The organism is Rhodococcus sp. A14 (assembly GCF_011603105.1).
Classification (GTDB): Bacteria; Actinomycetota; Actinomycetes; order Mycobacteriales; family Mycobacteriaceae; genus Rhodococcus_F; species Rhodococcus_F opacus.
In genome coordinates this window covers 34,088-53,320 of record NZ_JAAOQS010000061.1, presented here as the reverse complement: position 1 = coordinate 53,320, position 19,233 = coordinate 34,088, and the positions used below count along the sequence as shown (strand labels likewise).

At 65.5% G+C, this 19,233-nt stretch carries 18 protein-coding genes and 3 pseudogenes; 3 read left to right on the top strand and 18 right to left on the bottom strand.

Translation table 11 applies throughout. The features are described from left to right. Window positions 1-529: 529 nt before the first annotated feature. The 3 genes and pseudogenes from phoU to G9373_RS27355 form a co-directional block, all read right to left on the bottom strand. Window positions 530-1,176, bottom strand: a pseudogene (phoU, locus tag G9373_RS27360) (phosphate signaling complex protein PhoU). Window positions 1,177-1,280: 104 nt separating this feature from the next. Then, entirely contained in the window at window positions 1,281-1,457 is a 177-nt protein-coding gene (locus G9373_RS46705) for a DUF6308 family protein (protein WP_240960760.1), read from the bottom strand. A gap of 230 nt (window positions 1,458-1,687) precedes the next feature. Then, window positions 1,688-2,281: a hypothetical protein gene (locus G9373_RS27355; RefSeq protein WP_167117752.1), complete on the bottom strand. Its 594-nt coding sequence runs from the start codon at window positions 2,279-2,281 to the stop codon at window positions 1,688-1,690. A 52-nt stretch (window positions 2,282-2,333) separates the two neighbouring features. On the opposite strand from G9373_RS27355, the pseudogene G9373_RS27350 reads away from it, so the two are divergent. Then, window positions 2,334-2,477: pseudogene (locus G9373_RS27350) on the top strand (integrase core domain-containing protein); the annotation flags it as partial. 474 nt (window positions 2,478-2,951) lie between these two features. On the opposite strand, the gene G9373_RS27345 reads toward G9373_RS27350, so the two are convergent. The 4 genes from G9373_RS27345 to G9373_RS27330 are packed head-to-tail and all read right to left on the bottom strand — an operon-like array spanning window position 2,952 to window position 6,152. After that, window positions 2,952-3,662, bottom strand: a complete 711-nt coding sequence (locus G9373_RS27345) for a tyrosine-protein phosphatase (protein WP_167117749.1) — start codon at window positions 3,660-3,662, stop codon at window positions 2,952-2,954. Further along, window positions 3,659-4,477: a phosphonate ABC transporter, permease protein PhnE gene (gene phnE / locus G9373_RS27340; RefSeq protein ID WP_167117746.1), complete on the bottom strand. Its 819-nt coding sequence runs from the start codon at window positions 4,475-4,477 to the stop codon at window positions 3,659-3,661. The genes G9373_RS27345 and phnE overlap by 4 nt, the downstream gene beginning before the upstream one ends. Before the next feature lie 2 nt (window positions 4,478-4,479). After that, window positions 4,480-5,268: a phosphonate ABC transporter ATP-binding protein gene (gene phnC, locus G9373_RS27335; RefSeq protein ID WP_167117743.1), complete on the bottom strand. Its 789-nt coding sequence runs from the start codon at window positions 5,266-5,268 to the stop codon at window positions 4,480-4,482. After that, window positions 5,265-6,152, bottom strand: coding sequence for a phosphate/phosphite/phosphonate ABC transporter substrate-binding protein (locus G9373_RS27330; protein ID WP_167117740.1), 888 nt, complete (start codon window positions 6,150-6,152; stop codon window positions 5,265-5,267). The genes phnC and G9373_RS27330 overlap by 4 nt, the downstream gene beginning before the upstream one ends. Window positions 6,153-6,318: 166 nt before the next feature. Between G9373_RS27330 and G9373_RS27325 the strand changes: the two genes are divergently transcribed. After that, entirely contained in the window at window positions 6,319-7,062 is a 744-nt protein-coding gene (locus G9373_RS27325; protein ID WP_167117737.1) for a GntR family transcriptional regulator, read from the top strand. A 166-nt stretch (window positions 7,063-7,228) separates the two neighbouring features. On the opposite strand, the pseudogene G9373_RS27320 reads toward G9373_RS27325, so the two are convergent. After that, window positions 7,229-7,878 (bottom strand): annotated as a pseudogene (locus tag G9373_RS27320) (IS701 family transposase); the annotation flags it as partial. A gap of 58 nt (window positions 7,879-7,936) precedes the next feature. Here G9373_RS27320 and G9373_RS46700 point away from each other — a divergent pair. Beyond that, the gene (locus tag G9373_RS46700; protein ID WP_346842851.1) at window positions 7,937-8,530 is read left to right on the top strand and encodes a transposase; all 594 of its coding nucleotides are present in this window, start codon (window positions 7,937-7,939) and stop codon (window positions 8,528-8,530) included. Between the two features lie 15 nt (window positions 8,531-8,545). Here G9373_RS46700 and G9373_RS27310 read toward each other — a convergent pair whose 3' ends face one another. The 10 genes from G9373_RS27310 to G9373_RS27265 form a co-directional block, all read right to left on the bottom strand. Beyond that, window positions 8,546-8,872, bottom strand: coding sequence for a hypothetical protein (locus G9373_RS27310; RefSeq protein ID WP_206032677.1), 327 nt, complete (start codon window positions 8,870-8,872; stop codon window positions 8,546-8,548). Between the two features lie 445 nt (window positions 8,873-9,317). Then, window positions 9,318-10,394, bottom strand: coding sequence for a porin PorA family protein (locus G9373_RS27305; protein WP_167117734.1), 1,077 nt, complete (start codon window positions 10,392-10,394; stop codon window positions 9,318-9,320). Between the two features lie 835 nt (window positions 10,395-11,229). Further along, window positions 11,230-12,057 (bottom strand): SDR family oxidoreductase, encoded by an 828-nt coding sequence (locus tag G9373_RS27300; RefSeq protein WP_141471570.1) that lies wholly within the window; start codon window positions 12,055-12,057, stop codon window positions 11,230-11,232. A 32-nt stretch (window positions 12,058-12,089) separates the two neighbouring features. Then, a complete protein-coding gene (locus G9373_RS27295; protein ID WP_167117732.1) occupies window positions 12,090-13,088 on the bottom strand; it encodes a PDR/VanB family oxidoreductase in 999 nt (332 codons plus the stop codon). Window positions 13,089-13,126: 38 nt separating this feature from the next. After that, window positions 13,127-14,356, bottom strand: coding sequence for a cytochrome P450 (locus G9373_RS27290; protein ID WP_167117728.1), 1,230 nt, complete (start codon window positions 14,354-14,356; stop codon window positions 13,127-13,129). Window positions 14,357-14,865: 509 nt separating this feature from the next. After that, a complete protein-coding gene (locus G9373_RS27285; protein WP_167117725.1) occupies window positions 14,866-15,639 on the bottom strand; it encodes an SDR family oxidoreductase in 774 nt (257 codons plus the stop codon). 33 nt (window positions 15,640-15,672) lie between these two features. Further along, window positions 15,673-16,911 (bottom strand): TetR/AcrR family transcriptional regulator, encoded by a 1,239-nt coding sequence (locus G9373_RS27280; protein WP_167117722.1) that lies wholly within the window; start codon window positions 16,909-16,911, stop codon window positions 15,673-15,675. Window positions 16,912-16,935: 24 nt separating this feature from the next. Then, window positions 16,936-17,385 carry a MaoC/PaaZ C-terminal domain-containing protein gene (locus tag G9373_RS27275; protein ID WP_141471575.1) on the bottom strand — a complete coding sequence of 150 codons (450 nt, stop codon included), beginning with the start codon at window positions 17,383-17,385 and terminating at the stop codon, window positions 16,936-16,938. Beyond that, window positions 17,382-17,837 carry a MaoC family dehydratase N-terminal domain-containing protein gene (locus G9373_RS27270; RefSeq protein ID WP_167117719.1) on the bottom strand — a complete coding sequence of 152 codons (456 nt, stop codon included), beginning with the start codon at window positions 17,835-17,837 and terminating at the stop codon, window positions 17,382-17,384. The genes G9373_RS27275 and G9373_RS27270 overlap by 4 nt, the downstream gene beginning before the upstream one ends. Further along, window positions 17,837-19,021: a lipid-transfer protein gene (locus G9373_RS27265; RefSeq protein ID WP_167117716.1), complete on the bottom strand. Its 1,185-nt coding sequence runs from the start codon at window positions 19,019-19,021 to the stop codon at window positions 17,837-17,839. The genes G9373_RS27270 and G9373_RS27265 overlap by 1 nt, the downstream gene beginning before the upstream one ends. Between the last annotated feature and the right edge of the window lie 212 nt (window positions 19,022-19,233).

Here is a 19,233-nt window from a genome sequence, read left to right as displayed (position 1 = left end):
CCCAAGCACACCGCCACCGACATTCATTGTGCCGCATAATGTTCCTGCCGAAGCACCAAACACGCCACCCACGCCAGCCGAGCGTCGCCGAACCTGACCTTCCCCCAGCAGGATCCGGGGAGCGGATGCTTGCGACCGGGCCTCGGCCGGCACGAACACCCGCGGTGCATCAGCGAGATGCGCGAGCACCCCAGGCGCGAACTCGCCCACAGGCCCACACCAGACCCCACCGCACCACATTCAGCTCAGCGACGACGAATACACCCGCGCCCACGCCGCCGCCCGCACAGCCGGCCAGAACCTCGAAACCTCCGGTCCACGACCTCATCACCGCCGCCCTCGACACCGAACAACCCGAATAGCAGGTTCAATCGGAGGTGAAGAACAGCGCCAAGAACAGCGCCATCGCCATCAAGAACCACACCACCAACGCCGCCATCGGCACCAACCGCAGGAACGCGCACACCAACCGCAGGGCGAAGCCCACACTCGGATCGGCCGCGGCGACGCGGCCCGTGACGGCGACGACCTACCGGGTCATCTGTTCCCCCGTGACGAGGAAAATCACCCGGCGCCCGACCACCACGGCATGGTCACCGAAGCGCTCATAGAAACGCCCCAACAAGGTCACATCGACCGCAGCCGGGATGGTACCGATCCAGGCCGGATCCTCGATCAAGGTGAGCAACCGTCGATGCAGATCGTCGAGGACGTCGTCGCGTCTACCGATCTCGGCAGCCAGTTCGGGACCATGCGTGCGCAGAACCCGCTCGGCGAGACCGGCCAACTCGGCCGCCACCCGCCCATCTCGGAGAGCAACTCCTCCGCCACACCCGAAGCGACGCGCTCGGGATGACGCCGGCGGACACTTTCGGCCACATGCTGCACCAACCCGCCCATCCGGCTCAGATCCGCCAACAGGTGCACACCGGTGACCACCTGACGGAGATCACGCGCCACCGGGCCCTGCAACGCCAGCAACGCCATCGCCAAGTCCTCACACGGACCGCGCAACTCCTCGATCTGATCGTTGAGGTCGAACACCCGCTCCGCCAGCGGCAGGTCCGATAGCACCAGGGCCTCGGTCGCCGCCCGGACCGCATCCCCCGCCAGGTGGCACATCGACGCCAGACGGTCCGTCAGCTCGTCCAGCTGCTCGTGAAACTTCATCCGCATACCCATCATCCTCGTGCACCCGCCGAAGACAGCGCCGGGACGTGTCACCTTCCCTGGTCAGAAGGCTCTCCCAGGCCGCGGTTCTTCCCCGTCCATCCAGGCGATCACATCAAACACGCGGAGCACGGCGACCTCGTCGGGAAGCCGGCCTCCTCCCGGATCGACAGCAACCGGCGGTGCAACGCTCCGTCATCGGCACGGAGGGCCTCCCGGACCGGGTTCAGATGTGCGCGGGCGGTGCCCAGGACCCCACTGACCACCGAGTCCCAGATCGGATACAGCCGGGGACGTTCACGGGCGATCAGCTTCGTCGCCCTCGTCCGGCCGAGCCCCGGCAGCGCTCACAGGGCGATTTCCAGGTCCCAGGCGGGCCACCCCCGGGGTCAGCGGCTCCGATTCGTCGACCTGGTCCCGATCCGGGCGTACAGCCTCCAGGAGGGCGTTCGGCGCCTACGCCTCGGACTGGGTGTCGAGGATCGCCCGCGCCGCCCTCGCCGGGATCTCCCGCCGACTACCCCAACGTCAGATCGAAGTCATCAAGGAGCGAGGCAGTCACCGCATCCCGAGCCCACCCGTCAACGTCGAGTGGCGCCGAGCGCACCACCGTCAGCGCCGGTGCCGTTCGGCCGTCGATCAGCATCAGCGCGAGTTCGTTTCGTCCGTGTCGGCACTCGTATCGAAGCCCCTGCGCCGCGGGAGTGTTGGTCAGAATATCGGTCGCGGTCCGACGAGTCTGCCCGTAGTCCCGCCAGGTGCACGCCGTCAGGGAGGCATCCTGACCGAGTCGGATCAGGTTCCGCTGCCCGTCCAGGACTGCGATGTCGACGTCGTCGTCCAGCACCAGCTGCGCCAAGGACTTGCCGGTCAAGAGTCGCTTTCGGATGATCAAGTCCGGTGGAATGTCCTGGCCACGCAGAATCCCTTCGGCGACCACCGCACCCACCGACAATCCGAGATACAGGTAACCGCCCAGCGCGGCCCCACCCGGGCACACCGCCCGGTCGTGGACCGGCTCGAAACGCCCCTGCGCCGAAATGACAGTCGCGCGGGTATCGAGGGTGCGTGCATCGACCCAAGGCGCAATGTTGCTGCGGCCCAAACGCATTCGGAGGATATGCCGATGGCGTCCAGTGCACCCGCCACAGCGGTGTTCCCGGTCGAAGTCGCAGGCACGGCTGGAGCTGTTCGAGTGGCTCTCGTACTTCAATCGACGTCGCCGTCACTCCGCCCTCGGATACCTCACCCCGGTGGAGTTCGAACAACGACTGATCGCGTCGTCTACGCTGTCAATCGCCGCATGAAATCCGGTGTCCACTCCCGAGGGGCAACCTCAGCGCCTACCACGGCTTCGATCTGGTCGAAAAGAAGACAGGCATCGCACGGGTCTACCTCCAGTCACAGATGACCGCGCTGACTACCGCTCTCGCCCCCAACGATGGGCTTACACCGTCCTGACGGCCTGACTGACAACCTCAATCAACCAGTCCGGTCGGTACTTCCCAAGGAGATTCGGTTCGATCTCACGATCGGTGTTGGGTGGTCCGAAACCTGGGACATCGAGCCCCGAGTACCGCTAGTGACGACAGACCCTGACCGCGACAAGTGGGCGGCGGTCTATGCGGGCACCGTCGTTCAGCACGCAATCCTCTCGCCCATACAACGGCCCGCGGACAACGTCTCGAAGAGGGCGGTGCGGCCTTGCCCGGGGACGGCTGATCCCTGAATATGGGAAACGACGCCGCGACCAGATCACCGGCGTTGAACCTGTCGCCCTGTCATTCGGTGAAACGCGCGGACCAGAGCCGGATAGTTTCGTCGGTGGCACCCTGCGAGCGCACCCAGGTGTGCACCCCACCGGGGTGCGTATCCCAGTGCGACAGGACCCCTTCGATGGCGTCGGGTACGGCGCCGCGGAGGTCGCGGTCGTGGGGATGCGCCCGGCCGAGTTCGGGAGCGAAGCGGGTGATCCGCGCCAGGACGGCCGGCATGTGTTCGTTAGTCAAGACGTAGTCGGCGATGATGTCGCCGGGTTCGACGCCTGCGATGCGCAGCAAGAGGGCCACGGCGATTCCGGTGCGGTCCTTGCCCGCGGCACAGTGAAGCAGCACCGGTCCGGGAGCGGTGGCCGCGACCCGCAGGACGTCCGCGAGTTGCTTCCCCGCGTTGATCAGGATTCCCTGGTAGATGTCGGCGAGCCGGGCACCCTGGCTGGGCGCGGTGACTTCGGTGTCGGTGAGCAGGGAGATCAGATGCACCGCGGTGCCGTCGGACTGCAACGGGTGTGCACGGGTGGCGAACTCACGGGGGCTGCGGAGATCGACGACGGTCCGGACCGGCCATTCGGCGACGACGGTGGGGCGTGTGTCACCGGGCGCGGGCAGCGCGCTGCGGTAGAGCACTCCGGGACGGGTGCGGCGCCCGCCGTCGGCTGGGAGCCCACCCAGGTCGCGGAGGTTGGGGAGAACATCGATGTCTGTCACCGTCATATGAGCTTCTTCCTGAGATAGGAGGCGGCGCGGTCGAGGGTCACCACGACCACGAGCACGACCAGGACGATCGTGAGGACGTTTCCGTACTCGAAGAGCCGGAGTTGCTGGGTGAGTTCCATGCCGATGCCACCGGCGCCGACGATGCCGAGCAGAGACGCGGCGCGCACGTTCCCGTCGAGCACGAGCAGGGTGTAGCTGGCGATGGTCGGCACGGACTGCGGCAGCAGCACCCAGCTGATGCGCTGGGAGCGGGTGGCACCGGCCGCGGCGGCCGCCTCCCAGGCCCGCATGTCCATGGTCTCGAAGATGTCGGCGAACAGCCGGGCCATGCCCGCCGCCGATCCGATGATGATGGCGAGGGTGCCCGCGAGCGGACCGAGGCCGACCGCGGAGACGAACAGTAGCGCCCACATCAGTTCGGGGATGGCCCGGGTGATGTTGATCGACGTTCGTGCGGGGTGGTGGAGCCAGGCCTGACCGAAGACCGAACGCGCGCCGAGCAGCGCCCACGGCAGTGCGAGGGCGACACCGATGGTGGTGCCGATGACCGCGATCGCGAGGGTCTCGCCCATCAGGGTGATCGCGGTCGGGAGGATGGACAGGTCGGGCGGGAACATGCGGCCGACGAAGTCGGTGATGTTCGGGATCCCGTCGAGCAGGGCAGCGGCGGAGAACTCGGTGGCCTGCCCCGACCAGAGGACCAGCACGGCGGCGGCGAGGACGCCGGCACCGGTCTTCCAGGACGGCCGTCGCAGCGCGGCGAGGTCGGCGGTCCAGGGGGTCTGCTCGGCGGGCTTCGTGTCGAGTGTCATGGTCACCGCACCCCCGCCAGCGCACGGTCGGGTTCGGCGTAGAGCAGGTCGAGGTCGGCGGTCGTGACGGATGCGGTGGGGCAGTCGAAGACGAGGCGTCCGGCGCGCAATCCCACCAGCCGGTCTGCGACGTGTCGGGCCAGGTCGACGTCGTGCAGGTTCAGTACCGCGGTGAGTCCCTCGATGCGCGCGAGTCGCACGATGTCGTCGACGACGCCGCGGGCGAGAACCGGATCGAGGTTGGCGACGGGTTCGTCGGCGAGCAGCATGTCGGGTTGCTGCGCGAGCGCGCGGGCGATGGCCACCCGCTGACGCTGCCCACCCGACAGTGCGTCGGCCCGCTTGCGGAGCTGTTCCTCGAGTCCGAGGCGGCGGACGGCCTCGACGGCGATCTCCCGGTCGGTGCGCCGGACGAAGTGCACGAGGCTGGGCAGCAGCGGCTGACAGGCGAGACGCCCGATGAGCGTGTTGGACAGCACCGTCGCGCGTTCGACGAGTTGAAACTCCTGGAACACCAACCCGACTCGCGCGTGGGCACGACGCTTGGCGCGGACACGCAGCCCGCCGCGATCGACTCCGTCGTGCAGCACCCGCCCCGATGTCGGTGCCGCGAGACCGGCGAGGCAGCGCATGAGCGTCGACTTCCCGGCGCCGCTGCGACCGAGCACCGCGACGATCTCGCCGGGCGCCACCCGCACCGACACCTCGTGCAGGGCCGTGGTGCCGTCCGGATACCGGTAGCTCACCGCGTCGGCCTCCACCCGAGGCACTCCGTGTCGGGTGGTCGTCATTTCCGCGACAGCTCCTCGAGGTTCACACCGAGTTCGGTTGCGGCGTCGCGGAAGATCGCGAAATCGCTGTCCTGTGCCGTCTCGAAGCTGGTCGCGCCGACCACCCCGAGGGCCGCCGTGTTGTCGCCGCCCACGAACGCGTCGACGATGCCCTGCTCGATCGCGGGGTCGAGGCCCTTGCGCGCGATGATCACCAGTGAGACCGGGATGGGGTCGGACTCGGCGACGATCTTCTGAGCGGTGCCGTCGATGACGCCCTTGTCGACCATCGTCTGGTACGAGGAGCGGGCGTCCGCGGCGCAGTCGACCGAGCCCTGCTTCACCGCGAGTTCGGCGGTGTCGTGGCCGCCGGCGTAGGTGCCTTCGATGTCGGTGTCGGGGTCGATGCCCGCCCGCTTCAGCAGGAGCTTGGGAATGTAGTTGCCGCTGGTGGAGCCGGCGTCGACGAACGCGATCTTGCGGCCGCGGAGGTCGTCGATCGAGTCGATGCCGGTGCCGGTGCGGCACACGAACACCGAACTGTAGGCGGCGCCCTTGGCCACCACGAGCGGCTCGACACCGGCGACGGCCTCGGCGAGCGGGGTGGGGAAGGGGCTGAATGCGGCAACGTCGATGAGGCCCGACCGCATGGCCTCGACGATCGACAGGTAATCGCTCGTCGGCTTCACTTCCACCGACGTGCCCGTCCCGTCCGCGATCAGCGAGGTGATCGGGGCGAACTTCGCCTGCAGGTCCGCGTTGGCCTCCGCGGGCGGCAGCCCCACCTTCAGTACATCGGGTGCGCCGTCCTGGGCGGAGGAGTCGCCGCAGGCGGCGACGCCGCACAGCGTGACCGCGCAGGCGGCGGCGGCCAGGGTGCGGCGCAGGGTCGGGTGGATGCTCACGGGCGGGGCCTTTCCGAGAAGTGTTCGAAGTGATGCCCGAATATTCATCTAGACAAGTAGCGTAAACCACGCTCACGGATGTCCGGCAAATGAATGAGCTCTGAACAGGTCAGATGCGACTTTCGCGACGGGCGGGGTCCCGAGAATGTCCTCTAGACTTTGCCTCATGTCGAGTACACGATCCCCGGCCCGCGTGCCGCTCTATCGTCAGGTGCAGGAGGTTCTGCTGCAGCGGCTCGACAGTGGCATGCTGGGGCCGGGCGATCGGCTGCCGCCCGAGACCGACCTAGCCGCCGAACTCCGGGTCAACCGGCTCACGGTCCGCCAAGCGATCGGCGAGCTGACCCGCGCGGGCCGACTGGTGGCGCGGCAGGGGTCGGGCACCTTCGTGGCTCCGCCACCCCAGCACTTCCCCATCGAACTCGCCGCCAGCTACATCGGCGGTCCCGACGGACTCGGCGCCGCCTTCATATCAGTCGGCCGCACGTTGAGCGAGACGCCCGTGGGCAGTGAGATCGTGCTCGGTGGCACTGCACCCCAGGCCGAGGAGTATCTGCCAGGCCGCCGGCTACGTCGCGTCGACAGCGTGCTCGTGGTCGACGGTGAACCCTGGTTCGCGAACTCGGTGTGGATGGACGATCGCCGGTTCGCCGGCATCGACCGGCACCTGCAGGACGGCGTCCCGCTGTACACGGTATGGCGGGACGTCTACGGCGTGCGCCTCAAGGCGGCGTGGCGGTCGTTCGCCGCGGCCGCGGCCTCGCCGCGCGTGGCGGAACAGCTCGGTGTGCCCGCGGGTGCACCGGTACTGCTGCGCGACGGCCTCAACCTCGACGAGAACGGCACTCCCACCGTGTACATCAACCGTGCGTGCCGCAGCGACCGCGTGAGATTCGTCGCGAGCTATTAGTACTGCAACGAGGGTTCGTGATGTCGGTGTTTGTAGTGGCTGGCGCGGGCCCTGGCTTGGCTGGCGCGGCGCCAGTTCGACCAGTGCCAGACGTGGACGAGGGCGTGTCGCGACGGACAGGCGACGCGGCTGACCAATCGGCGGATCTCGTTGATTGTCAGAGGAATCAGTTCTCGGACACCGGTTTCAGATCCCCTTTTTGAGCGCCGCGACGCAGGATCGTCAGGAAGGCGGCCGCGGCCATCGACAAGATGACGTGCCGGTACCAGGCCGGGAACCCGCCCACCTGGTAGTGATCGAGTCCGGTCTCGTTCTTGGTGGTCTGAAAGCACTCCTCGATCGCCCGGCGACTGCCGGCCACCCGGACCAGCTCGGCGGGTTCGGTGTCGGCAGGGCCGTAGCAGATGTAGTAGGCAATCTCGTCGGGTTCGGTGATCGACCGTCGGGCCAGCAACCAGTGGCCACGACCGCGTTCGCGCAGTGGCCGAATGTCGACGACCGCCCAGTCATAGAGCCTGGGTCCGTGGGCGCCGTCGCCGCAGTTCATCCGCTGCCACCCGGTCGCCGACAGGTCGGCGATCACGGCGTGGGCTCGGCGTTGACGCAACTCCATCGAGATCACCATCTGCGACTTCGGAAGAGCGAGAACATGGTCCACACCACGGGATTCGAGCCACATCCGAAGCTTGCCGACCTGCCCGTAGGCCCCGTCGCCGGTCAACCACCCGAACGGCACACAGGCATCGAGGACCGTCCGATCATCATATGCGCCAGTTCGGGTTTCGTCGCGAAAGCCACCTCGTCGCCGATCCCGGCGATCGCCGCCCGCCGGAAGCAGTCCGCGATCCCCTTTCGCCGTGCATCACCGCACCAAGTGGGAGATGGCGATCGAGATGATCACGAGCTGATCGAGTGGGGTCGCATTGTGCCGGCGGCGGTCGCGGACGCCAGCTACGGCGACGCCACCGCCTTCCGGCTCGCGCTGACCGAACGCGGCATCGACTACGTCGTCGCCGTCAGGGGCGCCGCCAGCGCCTATCCCGGCGACGCGGTCTTCGAGGCGCCGCCCTACAGCGGCCGCGGACGCCCACCGACCCCGCGCTATCCGGGCCCGGCCGCGAGCTGCAGGGACCTGGTCCTGGCGGCCGGACGTAAGGCCCTGCGGACCGTGACCTGGCGGCGCGGCAGCAAGGCCGACCGGCCAATCCGACCGCGGCGATGCGCTCGCGCTTCGCCGCGCTGCGGGTCCGCCCGTCGAAGGGATTCTCGACGAAGATGTTGTCGCATCGCGTCACTGAAGCCACCACGACCCTCGGATGTATCCGGTCAGGAGCTCATCTCGGATGTGTATCCGGGTCGGTTGCATCGGTGGTCGGATTCGCCCCGAAGTCGGTCGCTGTCCGGCCGAATGCCCCCCAGGTCCCTTCCTGGCGTGCCGAGTATCAAGAGCTCGACGTCAGCGATATAAGCCCTCGATCGCGGCTCACAGCTGCGCCAGCATGGGGAACAGGGCGATCGCGGAGACGGTAATCCCTGCGACGCCGATAACGACGCCCAGCAGGGCCCGCAAAGATGCCGCCTCGTCCTCGGCCACCGCGGACCGCGACGTGGCGACGGCGCCGCAGATCACCGCGCCCACTCCCCAAAGGAAGCCGAGTCCGACCACCCAGAACGACGCAACGGACAGCGCGCCGAGGGCGATCGACACAGCGGGCAACCGCGAACCATGCTGCCTCCCTATCTCGTTGCCGTCGACGGAGGAGCACGCGCCGTTGTCGGCACGGGGGCCGTGGGGGACGGCGGCGGTCATGATCCTCCTTCTCACGGTTGACGAGTCGGGTGGGCGGGAACAAATCGGCTCTACAGGACCGGAAGCGTCTTCGAGACTGTTCGGTCCACGAATTCGCGCGGCGTTGTCGAGGGCCGCTTCGGTGGTCGATGGTCGCGACTCGGTCGAGGGTCTCCAGCTTGTGACCTGGACCCCATAAGAATTTAGCACTCTAGTGGCATGAGTGCTAACTCTTTTTGCTAAGTAATTTCCCTCGGTACCGTCGTCGATTCACGCGTCTGGATGGGTGTCGGGGTCGACGCCCCGGTGCTCCGACTCGGTGGCCGGCCGGTTGATGTGTTCGGCGCATCGAAGGGTCGAGCGCTGACTATTGAGCCTTACGGATCAACTTGGTTTAGGTCTTTACGAAGCTTCCCGGACTCATTGGCGTTGTCCGATACGGCGGCAGCGTCAGCTTTCGCGCTCCTCAGACGTGCGCGAGGCGTCGTTCGGTGTCCTTGCCCAATGGGCGACGCCATCGTTTGCATCCGAGTACGACCAGAAGGAGGCCGACGACCGCCATGACGGCAGGCAGCCATACTCCGAGGATTGTCAGCAGCGTGGCGTTCTCCGAAAGGTTGTCGGCAAGTTTGGTGACTTCACTGTCTGCGGTCTGCAGCCGCACCGTCGACAACGGCAGCACAGGAACGTTCACGCCGTTGACCGGGACCGTTACGTACATGCTCTGAACTTGATCCACGTCCAGCGGCGCACCGAACTGTGTGTCAACTGCCAGCTTTACTGCGTTGGAACTGCCGAAGCCGATGTCGACAGTGTCGGGCAGGCCTGCCAGATTGTCGTGCAAGATTGCTCGTGCATCCAAAGGGACGATGTTGGCTCCAAGCAGTCCCGCGATCACCGCTTTCGGAAGCTGTGGCGGGAAGTCCTTGAACTGCGCCATCACGCTGGGACTTGTGATCGGCCCGGAAGCATTGACCTCGTAGTTGTACACCGAGCGACCTTCGCGGGTGCCCTCACTGATGAACTTTGCCTGCTGCCCGCTGCGTGTAACGGAGTCGTACAGTAAGTAACCGTCTGTTTGAGGATTCATCGGGAAACTGAAGGCAATGCCCTCGTGGTCCTCGAAGGTGTTCTGCGCGTTCGTGGGAACCAGAGTTTGCTGTTGCTCAGCAGACAACTGGATGGGGCGATAGTCCACACGACTGACGGCATAGCTGTGGACGTCCTTCTGCGTCGACCCGTCGGGCAGCGTGAGCGTGGAGTTGCTGGTGACGATCGCAGTGTCGCCGTCCGTGGCTTCGACGGTCAGTGACCGGTTCGCGGTGATCGGCAGATCAGGTGTGATGAGACTCGTGAGATCGTTGGCAGCGAATGCCTGAGGATTCAACGCGCTCATCGTGCCCTCGTACTTCTGGCTTTGAGCCAAGTCGGCCGGCAACTTGCTCAGTGAGGGAACTACCATCCATCTGACGAGCATGGCGGAGCCGATCATCAGTACGCCGATCGCGAGCCATACGATCGACGACGTTCGGATTTTCGTCATTTGTTTCCTTCGTGTCTCGGGCAGATGGGCTTCGAACCCCTTGGGGAAAGGGAAACTGCAATCGCACCGCGCGGCAGGGGTCCGGCCACGGTCGGCAAATCGGATAGTGAGTGGCTGTGGGATACACGGCAACTGATGGGGCTTGTCGACGTGCGCCGCGCGAGGTCACGCGCAGCACAACGAGATGCGGCTGTCGATCGTGGGGTCCTTGCGGACGCGAGAGGGCTGACATCGATCCGGGTAACGCAGAACACCTCGAGATCGGTGGATATCTGTATTGCCGAGGGCGGGCCTGACTTCAGGGCTGGGCGCACTCCAGGCAGGCACTCACTCGGATGCGGCAGAGGAATGCGAGCATACTGGGAGGGAACAGAACTGGCGACCCTACCGAGTCTCCGGCACGATGTCGGAGACGCCGTCGGGTACCGACGCGGCATTTTCGGTCGCGGCCGCGAGAGTAGCCGACCAGGAGTTCGTGAACAGCCCCGCAATACTGAAGATCTCGCTTCCTGAATTCAATTTGGGCGGTCTGTTGGGCTCGTCAGTCGCAGGGCGGGGCGATCGTTACCTGTTGAAGCCTCGTCGGCCGAATCCGGGTAGGGACGACGTGGGTGACGGCCTACCCGGATCCCGGCGAGGCACTACACGCTCGGAACGCCTGCTCATCGGTGACATGCGCGGTGGACGATTCGACGGACGTCCCTGCCGGATTGTCGAGCTCATCCTGGAAACACCGTCTTCCGCGCGTGAAGTAGTCGACGCCGGAACCGGCAGTCGGTTTGCCCACGTAGGAAGGGGTGAGGGGCAAGTTCGAGGGGAGGGTGGTGGTGAGCGGTTACTGATCCGGTGCTGTGACCATGCCCAGCCTGTGCATGTCGGGGACGAATGGCTGGTGGGCGAGAAGACCGCCGTCCACCCGGATCACCTCGCCGTTGATGCCGCGCGAGTCGTCGGAGGCGAGGAACAGGAAGACCTTGCCCAGTTCGGTCGGGCCGTTGAGTGTCGGGCGCATCGTGTGTCCGACGTAGATGTCCTTGATCTCCTGGGGTAGTGCCTGCGCCGGGGGAGTGGTGGTGGTACCCGGGCAGATGGCGTTGCAGCGCACCCCTTCCTTCCCGTACTGGGTTGCGGTGAACTTCGTCAGCGCGATGAGCGCGGCCTTGGTAGCGCCGTATCCGGTCAGGCTGCTGTCACCCGCGAAGGCGTGGGTGGACGAGGTGTTGACGATTGCGCCGCCGTTCTTGCGCAGGTGGGGCAGCGCGTGCTTGGTGAGCAGCATCGCCGCTCGGACGTTGACGGCCATCACGTTGTCCCACACCTCGATGGCCATGGTTGCGACGTCGCCGTCGTCGCCGGGAAAGATGCCGGCGTTGTTGACAACAATGTCGGGTGCGCCGAAATAGTCGACGGTGTGCTGCACGAGCTTTTCGATCTGATCTTCGTGCCGCAGGTCGATGCCGACCGCCAGCGCTGTCTTGTCCCCGTGACGCTCGTTGAGGATCGCCGCAAGTCGCTCGGCGCCTTCGACATTGATATCGGCCAGAACCACGCGGGCTCCCTCGGCGGCCAGTTCGGTCGCGGTAGCGCCACCGATGTTGAGGCCCCCGGGCTCGACACTGGTTGCACCGGTGACGATGGCGACCTTTCCCTCTACACGGCCCATTTGCTTGCTCCTTGTCGAATGATGTTGTGAAGTCACAGATCCAGTACCAGACGATCGTCGTGGCACCGGGATACGCAGATCAGGATGTATTCGCCCGCAGCTCGCTCCTCCGAGGTGAGGATCTCGTCTCGGTGATCGGGAGTTCCCTCGAGTACGGTTTGCTCGCAGCGTCCGCACATTCCTTGCTGGCAGGACGACGGGACGTCGACGCCGTTCGATTCCAGTGTGCGGAGGATCGTCTCGTCCGACGGTACGACGAACGTGCGGTTCTGCTTGGCGAGGACGACCTCGAAGGCAGTGTCACCCGGCGCCGGGTGTGAGGTAGCCGGAACGAACCGCTCCGTGTGCAGAGCACCTTCCGGCCACGAGCCGCAGCCTTTCTCGACCGCCTCGAGCAGTCCAGCCGGCCCGCAGCAGTACACCGCGGTGTCGGACCGCGGGATACCGAGCACATGGTCCAGGTCGAGCGGGCCGGTGCGGTCCTCGGGGAGAATCTCGACCCGGTCGCCGTACCGGACGAGTTCGTCGCGAAAAGCCATCGAATCGGCGTTCCGGCCACCGTAGACGAGCCGCCAGTCGGCGTGCTGCTCGTCGGCGTGCGCGATCATCGGGAGGATGGGGGTGATCCCGATGCCGCCCGCGATGAACAGATATCGAGTCGACTCAACGAGGGAAAATTTGTTACGCGGTGTGCTTACTCGAAGCTTCGAACCTGCATGCAGGTCGGTGTGAATGTACTCGGACCCGCCTCGACTCCTCTCCGGTGGTTCCCGAAGCACGGCGATCCGCCACGCGTGACGATCCGATGTATCACCGCACAGTGAGTACTGGCGGACCTGTCCCGACGGAAGGAGGACATCGATATGCGATCCGGGCGTCCATGTGGGAAGCGTCGTGCCGGTCACCGGACGCAGGACGAGCGTTTTGACTTCGGTGGCGGCGGACTCGACGCGCTCGACGACGACGTCGAATTCGTCGGTCTCGACAATGGCATCGAACTCGTCGTCGATGCGCGAATGGTCGGTCGCCATGGTGGTGCCCGCCTTTCCGTCGGATTCGTGGTCGGCTGTTACGGTCGGTCCCACGTGACGGGGAGTTCGTGGACGCCAAAGATCCGGGCATCGTTCTTGAGGCCGATGTCCGATGCGGGAACGGCCAGGCGCAGGGTCGGGATACGTTCGAGGAGAAGCGAGTACACGACCTGCAGCTCGAGGCGCGCCAGTGGAGCGCCCAGACAGGTGTGAATCCCGTGTCCGAACGTCAGGTGTCGGCTTGCGTCACGATGGAAGTCGAGGCGGTCCGGCTCGTCGAACACCGACGGGTCGCGGTTGCCCGCCTCGGTCGAGAACATCAGCAGTTCGCCCTTGGCGATCCGCTGGCCCTCGACCTCGAGGTCCTCGGTCGCGGTCCGGGGGAGGCTTCCGATGATGTCGAGGTGACGCAGCAGTTCTTCGACAGCTTGCGGCATGAGTTCGGGGTCCTCGCGCAGCTCGGCGAGTTGGTCGGGGTGTTCGAGCAACGCGAACAGGCCGAGGCCAATCATGTTGCCGGTCGTCTCGTGGCCGGCCATGAGCAGGAAGGTGGACATGCCCGCGACGTCGATCACGCCGAGGTCGCCCGACTCGATGTGCTTGACCAGTAGGCTGACCAGGTCGTCGCCGGGATTCGTCTGCTTGATGGTCACCAGCTCGGCGAGGTAGGTCATGACGTCGCCGATGGCCGCGCCGACCTGTTCGGGGGTGCTGCCGGCTGCGAGAACGGCGCGGGTGCGTTCCTGGAAGAAGTCGTGCCTGTCGTAGGGGACGCCGAGCAGCTCGCAGATGACTAGCGAGGGGAGCGGCAGAGCGAGTGCGTCGATGATGTCGACGGGCTCGTCGGACTTGAGGATCTCGTCGATCAAATCGTTGGCGATCCGCTCGATCGTCGGGCGCATCGCTGCCATGCGACGCGGAGTGAACTCCTTCGCCAGGATCCTGCGCAGGTCGTCGTGCTGCGGTGGGTCCATCGCGACGAAGAATCCGGGAACTGCCTGCTCGCCGTCGTCGCCGCGGGAGGAATCGTCGATCCCGCGCACGCTCATGCGGGGATCGGCGAGAACCGTGCGCACGTTGTTGTACCCGGTGACGAGCCATCCGGGGGTGCCCTTGAAGTCCACCTTCTGCAGATTGTCGTCGCTGAAGGACTGATACTTGTCGTTCGGCGCGAACGGGCACGTACGGCCGAACGGAAAGGCGGGGTGGCCCCCGGTGTCGGAGGCTGTGTCGGTGCCGAGTACGTCGTCGGCCGGTGTGGTTGTCATGTGTGCTCCTTCGGTAGCGGCGGAAGTGCCGTGACCTTCGGTCCGGGATTCGTGCAGCCGATGAACGGGTGACTGCTGTAATCGACCGAACCGGAAAGGCGACCCGTGAGAGTGTGACGGGCGGCACATAGTCTGTGAACGATCATATCGTGACATGCCGTCGTCCGGCCGTCAATGGAAATCTTTGTCGATCTCCGGTGTGAGATGGAAGTCGACGGTGTCTTCGCCTTGAGTGTGCACCAATGTGCCTGCGAAAGAACCACATCCGGCCCTTTGGTCCGTCGTTTCATCTCCCACGAGGAGGGGCAGTCGTGTCAGGGAGAGGTGTCGGCCGCAGTCCTTCTGGCAGCAAATGTTAGTGATAATTCTGAATATGTGTCAGTTTCGGTAAGTAATAGGCCGTCCGCCGCGCACGACGAATCCGCGCTCCGCTGCAATCGGCGCCGGGCGCGATCGGAGCGGAGGGCGGAACGTCGTGCACGGGTGAGATCGCGTGCCACCGGGTGGTGTCAGGCGGTGGCTCGGCGGAAATGCGTCAGCAGGTCGGGGTATTTCACCAGGTGTGCCCCGCCGTTCAGATCGAGGCTCTCACCGGTGAGCCATGACGCGTGGGTCATGTAGATGGCGGCGTCGGCGATCTCCTCGGGGGTGCCTGATCTGCCGAGCGGCGTGTTGGCGAGGTAGTCGTCCTCGAGGCCGGGGACGGACATCGACGGCGTGGTCAGCGGGGTCATGACGATGCCCGGCGCGATCGCGTTGACGCGGATCCCGCGGGGGGCCAGCTCGAGCGCGGCGACCTCGGTCAGCATCGCGAGCCCCGCCTTGGCCGAGCAGTACGCGCTCATCCCGGTGCCGGGTTGCCGTGCGTTGAGTGAGGACAGGGAGATGATCACCCCGCCGTCGTCCATCGCTCGGGCTGCGTGCTTGATTACCAGGAATGCCCCTGTGAGACAGACGTCGACGACGAGACGGAACTTGTCGACGGGAAGATCTGTGATGGATCCGGCGACGCTGATGCCTGCGCTGTTCACGGCGATGTCTACTCGACCGCGTGCTGCGCGTACCGATTCGAACAATCTTAGGATCGAGTTTTCGTCGGTGACGTCGACCTGCGCCGCGTGGTGGGTGGGACCGAGTTCGGCGGCGAGTTCTTTGGCCTGGTCGACGTTTCGGTCGGCCACGGTGACGGTTGCTCCGTCGGCGGCGAGGGCTCGTGCGATGGCAGCACCGATGCCGGAGGCACCGCCTACCACGACCGCGCTGCGCGGTTCAATTTCGGACATGAGATTTGTGCCCTTCTCAGGGTTCGGGGGTGGCTATTTCGGAACGAGGCTCGGCGGCAGCGCCATTGCCCGCGCGAGGACTGTCAGTTCCCCGGCGAGTCCCGGGCGTTCCCGGAGCTGGGGTGTTTGCGCCACGTCGGTCACGACACCGATGACGGCCTGCGCGAGTGCGCGTGCGTCGGAGGTGGCCAGCTCGTCGGAGAGTGCGCAGATGGCAGCGATCCATTCGGCGACGTATTCGCGCTGGGTCTCGCGGAGTGCGGATTGTTCCTCGTCGGACAGGTACAGCAGGTCGGTAGAGAGGATGTGCATGATCCGTCCGTGGATACCGAGCGCCTGACGGACGTAGGTGCGAATCAAGGCGTCGAGTACCTCGTCCGGGGTGGTAGCGAGCGCGAGCGCGTCGGCGGTCACGTAGAGAAGACCTTCCGCGCCCCGCTCCAGCACTGCGCGGAGCACCTGCGCCTTACCGGTCACGTGCTGATACAACGTCGCTACCGACATCTCCGACGCCTTGGCGATGTCGTCGATCCGCACGTCGTAGAACCCGCGCTCGTCGAACAACTTCGCCGAGGCATCGATGATCCGTTCGCGGCGCCCTGCGGGCTGCCGGGGAACGGGACGCGGCGCCGAACCGGCGTCGGGATCGGGGGCGGGCAGGTTGCAGTCGAGGATCGACTTGGCCAGCGCCGATTGGATCTCCATCAACCGTTCCGCCGACAGATTGCCACGGATGTCGGGAGTGTTCGAGTACACCGCCAGGACCGCGAAGCCGAGCAATTCGGCCTTGTGTGCGTCGATCGCGGAGTTCGCCGCCCTGATCTTGGCGGCAATTCGGTGTTGATTAGCAGCGAAGTGGCCACGGAACTGCTCGCGTTCGGCGGGTTCGAGATGCCGTTGCTCGCGCCGCCACAACGTCGCCTCGTCTCCGTTTGCGGTGAGATCTGCGAGTCCTTCGAGGAACAGGTCGAGCTGTTCCTGCGCGGTCGAGCCTTTCTGGTCTGCGCGGGCGTTGAGCTCGTCCACGAGCCGAACTTGGCTCATCAGAGCATGCACGAGAATGCCGTGCTTGCCTTTGAAGTGCCGGTAGACGGCGGGGCCTGTCAGGCCGACGGCGGCGCCGATCTGATCGATGCTGACGTTCTGGTATCCCAATTCCTGAAAGAGGGTCGCTGCGGCCCGCGCAATCTGCTCGGTGCGAGCGCTCCCACGTGCAGATGACGGCGTTGCCTTCTCTTCGACGTAGGTATGTGCCGCTGTCGATCGTGACATCTCAGTTCTTCCCGCTCGGCTCGATCATGGAACCAGTGTCGCATTTCCGAGCTCACCAGGATCCGACCACGCCACCACCGCGGTGCCCGTCAGGGTTCGGGTTCCGTCGGCGAGTACCACGTTCAGGTCCAGGTGGGCACGCTGCTCGCCGTCGACCGTGACGATCTCCTTGACCGTTGCAGTGAGCACGGGCTCGGCGTGGACCGGGGTGATGGCGGTGAACCGTGTGGACAGTTCCCGGATTCGGCTCTGCGGTATCCAGTCGGTGAGCAAGCGTCCCAGATAGGCCATCGACAACATGCCGTGTGCGAAGACGTCCTCCATGCCGGAGGCTTTCGCCGAGTCGATGTCGATGTGGATCGGGTTGTGATCGCCGGATGCGCCGGCGAACAACGCCAGGGTCGTGCGCGAGATGGCACCGGGTCGCAACTCGGCTACGACGTCGGCGGTGGCGGTGGGTGTGGATGAGGTCATTTCTTACCCTCGGGATTCTTGATGACGCTGACGCTCTCGAGTTCTGCCACGACGGTGCCGTCGCGGGTCACGGTGCTGCGACGCACGAGGAAGTCGAGGGCGCCGCTCGCCTTGGAGTAGGCGTCGACATATGCGGATTCGAAGGTGACCCGGTCGCCGGCGTGGACGTCGGCGAAGTAGCGGAACTGCTGCTCGCCGTGCAGGACGTTGCCGAGATCCACTCCGTGAGCTGCGAGATCGGCGAAGACGTCCGAGTTCTCCAGTTCGAGGCCGAACAGGAAGGTGGGGGGTGCGAGTACGTCCGGGTGGCCGGCGGCGACGGCGGCATCACGATCACGGTAGATCGGGTTCTCCTCGCCGATCGCGAGGGCGAACTGCCGGATCCGGCCCCGTTCGACGTCGGTGACGATCGGAGGAACCGTGACATCGAGGATTGCGTGGTCGAGTGACATCAGTCCACCTTCTCGTACATGGTGACGACGCAGGCGCCGCCGAGACCGAGGTTGTGCTGCAGGGCGATTCGTGCTCCTTCGACCTGCCGCTCACCGGCCTGCCCGCGCAGGTGCCACACCAGTTCGGCGCATTGTGCCAGCCCGGTGGCGCCGAGGGGATGGCCCTTGGAGAGGAGGCCGCCGGAGGGGTTTGTCACGACCCGGCCGCCGTAGGTGTTGTCGCCGTCGAGCACGAATTTCTCAGCGGTTCCCTCGGGGGTGAGGCCGAGGCCCTCGTACGTGATCACTTCATTGGTGCTGAAGCAGTCGTGCAGTTCGACGACCCGGATGTCGAGCGGATCGACGCCGGACTTTTCATAGACTTCGGCCGCGGCCTTGGCTGTCATGTCGTATCCGGCCACCTTCATCATGTCGGTGGTATCGAAGGTGCCGGCCACGTCGGTGACGAGGGATTGGGCACGAACGCGAATGCTCGCGTCCAAGCCGTGGGCGCGAGCGAACTCTTCGCTGCACACGATGGCGGCGGCCGCACCGTTGGTCGGCGGGCAGCACATCAGGAGGGTCAGCGGTCCCCAGATCTGCTTCGACGACATCACCGTGGGCAGATCGATCGGATCGCGGAACACCGCAAGTGGGTTCTGGGCCGCGTGTGCGCGCGCCTTCACCGATACACGGCCGAACAATTCGGCGGATACGCCGTAGCGCGACATGTATTCGAGTCCAGCGCCGCCGAAGAGCTTCGCGGCCATCGGGGCGTTCTCGTCGCCGCCGGGCATCGACGCGGCGACGTTCTCCCCGCGTGCGGTGGGGCTCGGACGATCACCGTAGGCGTTGACGAGAGCGCCGGGCTGCATCTGCTCGAAGCCCAGAGCAAGAACACATTCCGCCGACCCCGAGGCTACCGCCTGGCGTGCGAGCCACAGGGCGCTCGATCCCGTCGAACAGTTGTTGTTGACGTTGACGACCGGGATGCCGGTCATTCCGATCTCGTAGAGAGAATTCTGACCCGACGTCGAGTCGCCGTACACGTAACCGACGAAAGCTTGCTGTACGTCTGTGTATTCGAGACCGGCGTCCTTCAGCGCCGCTGCTGCTGCCGCGGCACCCATCCGGTCGTACGTCTCGCTTCTGCCGGGTTTGGTGAACGGCATCATTCCGACGCCGCTGATGCAGACGTTCCTCATGGGGCCTGCCTTTCGTTCGAAGTGGGTTTCCAATGGTTCCAGCTCACAACGACTATACATATTCACGACTAACAATCACCCTAAAATACCAGTTGAAGGTCCCCATTGACGCACAGACGTGGTGAAGTTAGTATTCACCCCAGTGACTGGGGTCACAACACGATTTTCGGCGTAACGACGCCGCCGCGAACGGCGGCCGAGCGCTCGACGCA

Bases quoted from the DNA above. Each gene is read 5' to 3' on its own strand.
- G9373_RS27270 (WP_167117719.1), bottom strand. From the start codon at position 17,837: ATGTCACTCGACCACGCAATCCTCGATGTCACGGTTCCTCCGATCGTC.
- G9373_RS27290 (WP_167117728.1), bottom strand. From the start codon at position 14,356: ATGACAACCACACCGGCCGACGACGTACTCGGCACCGACACAGCCTCC.
- G9373_RS27345 (WP_167117749.1), bottom strand. From the start codon at position 3,662: ATGACGGTGACAGACATCGATGTTCTCCCCAACCTCCGCGACCTGGGT.
- G9373_RS27305 (WP_167117734.1), bottom strand. From the start codon at position 10,394: ATGACGAAAATCCGAACGTCGTCGATCGTATGGCTCGCGATCGGCGTA.
- phnC (WP_167117743.1), bottom strand. From the start codon at position 5,268: ATGACGACCACCCGACACGGAGTGCCTCGGGTGGAGGCCGACGCGGTG.
- G9373_RS27280 (WP_167117722.1), bottom strand. From the start codon at position 16,911: ATGTCACGATCGACAGCGGCACATACCTACGTCGAAGAGAAGGCAACG.
- G9373_RS27295 (WP_167117732.1), bottom strand. From the start codon at position 13,088: ATGGCGACCGACCATTCGCGCATCGACGACGAGTTCGATGCCATTGTC.
- G9373_RS27285 (WP_167117725.1), bottom strand. From the start codon at position 15,639: ATGTCCGAAATTGAACCGCGCAGCGCGGTCGTGGTAGGCGGTGCCTCC.
- G9373_RS27355 (WP_167117752.1), bottom strand. From the start codon at position 2,281: ATGCGTTTGGGCCGCAGCAACATTGCGCCTTGGGTCGATGCACGCACC.
- G9373_RS27310 (WP_206032677.1), bottom strand. From the start codon at position 8,872: ATGACCGCCGCCGTCCCCCACGGCCCCCGTGCCGACAACGGCGCGTGC.
- G9373_RS27265 (WP_167117716.1), bottom strand. From the start codon at position 19,021: ATGAGGAACGTCTGCATCAGCGGCGTCGGAATGATGCCGTTCACCAAA.
- G9373_RS27275 (WP_141471575.1), bottom strand. From the start codon at position 17,385: ATGACCTCATCCACACCCACCGCCACCGCCGACGTCGTAGCCGAGTTG.
- phnE (WP_167117746.1), bottom strand. From the start codon at position 4,477: ATGACACTCGACACGAAGCCCGCCGAGCAGACCCCCTGGACCGCCGAC.
- G9373_RS27300 (WP_141471570.1), bottom strand. From the start codon at position 12,057: ATGGGCCGTGTAGAGGGAAAGGTCGCCATCGTCACCGGTGCAACCAGT.
- G9373_RS27325 (WP_167117737.1), top strand. From the start codon at position 6,319: ATGTCGAGTACACGATCCCCGGCCCGCGTGCCGCTCTATCGTCAGGTG.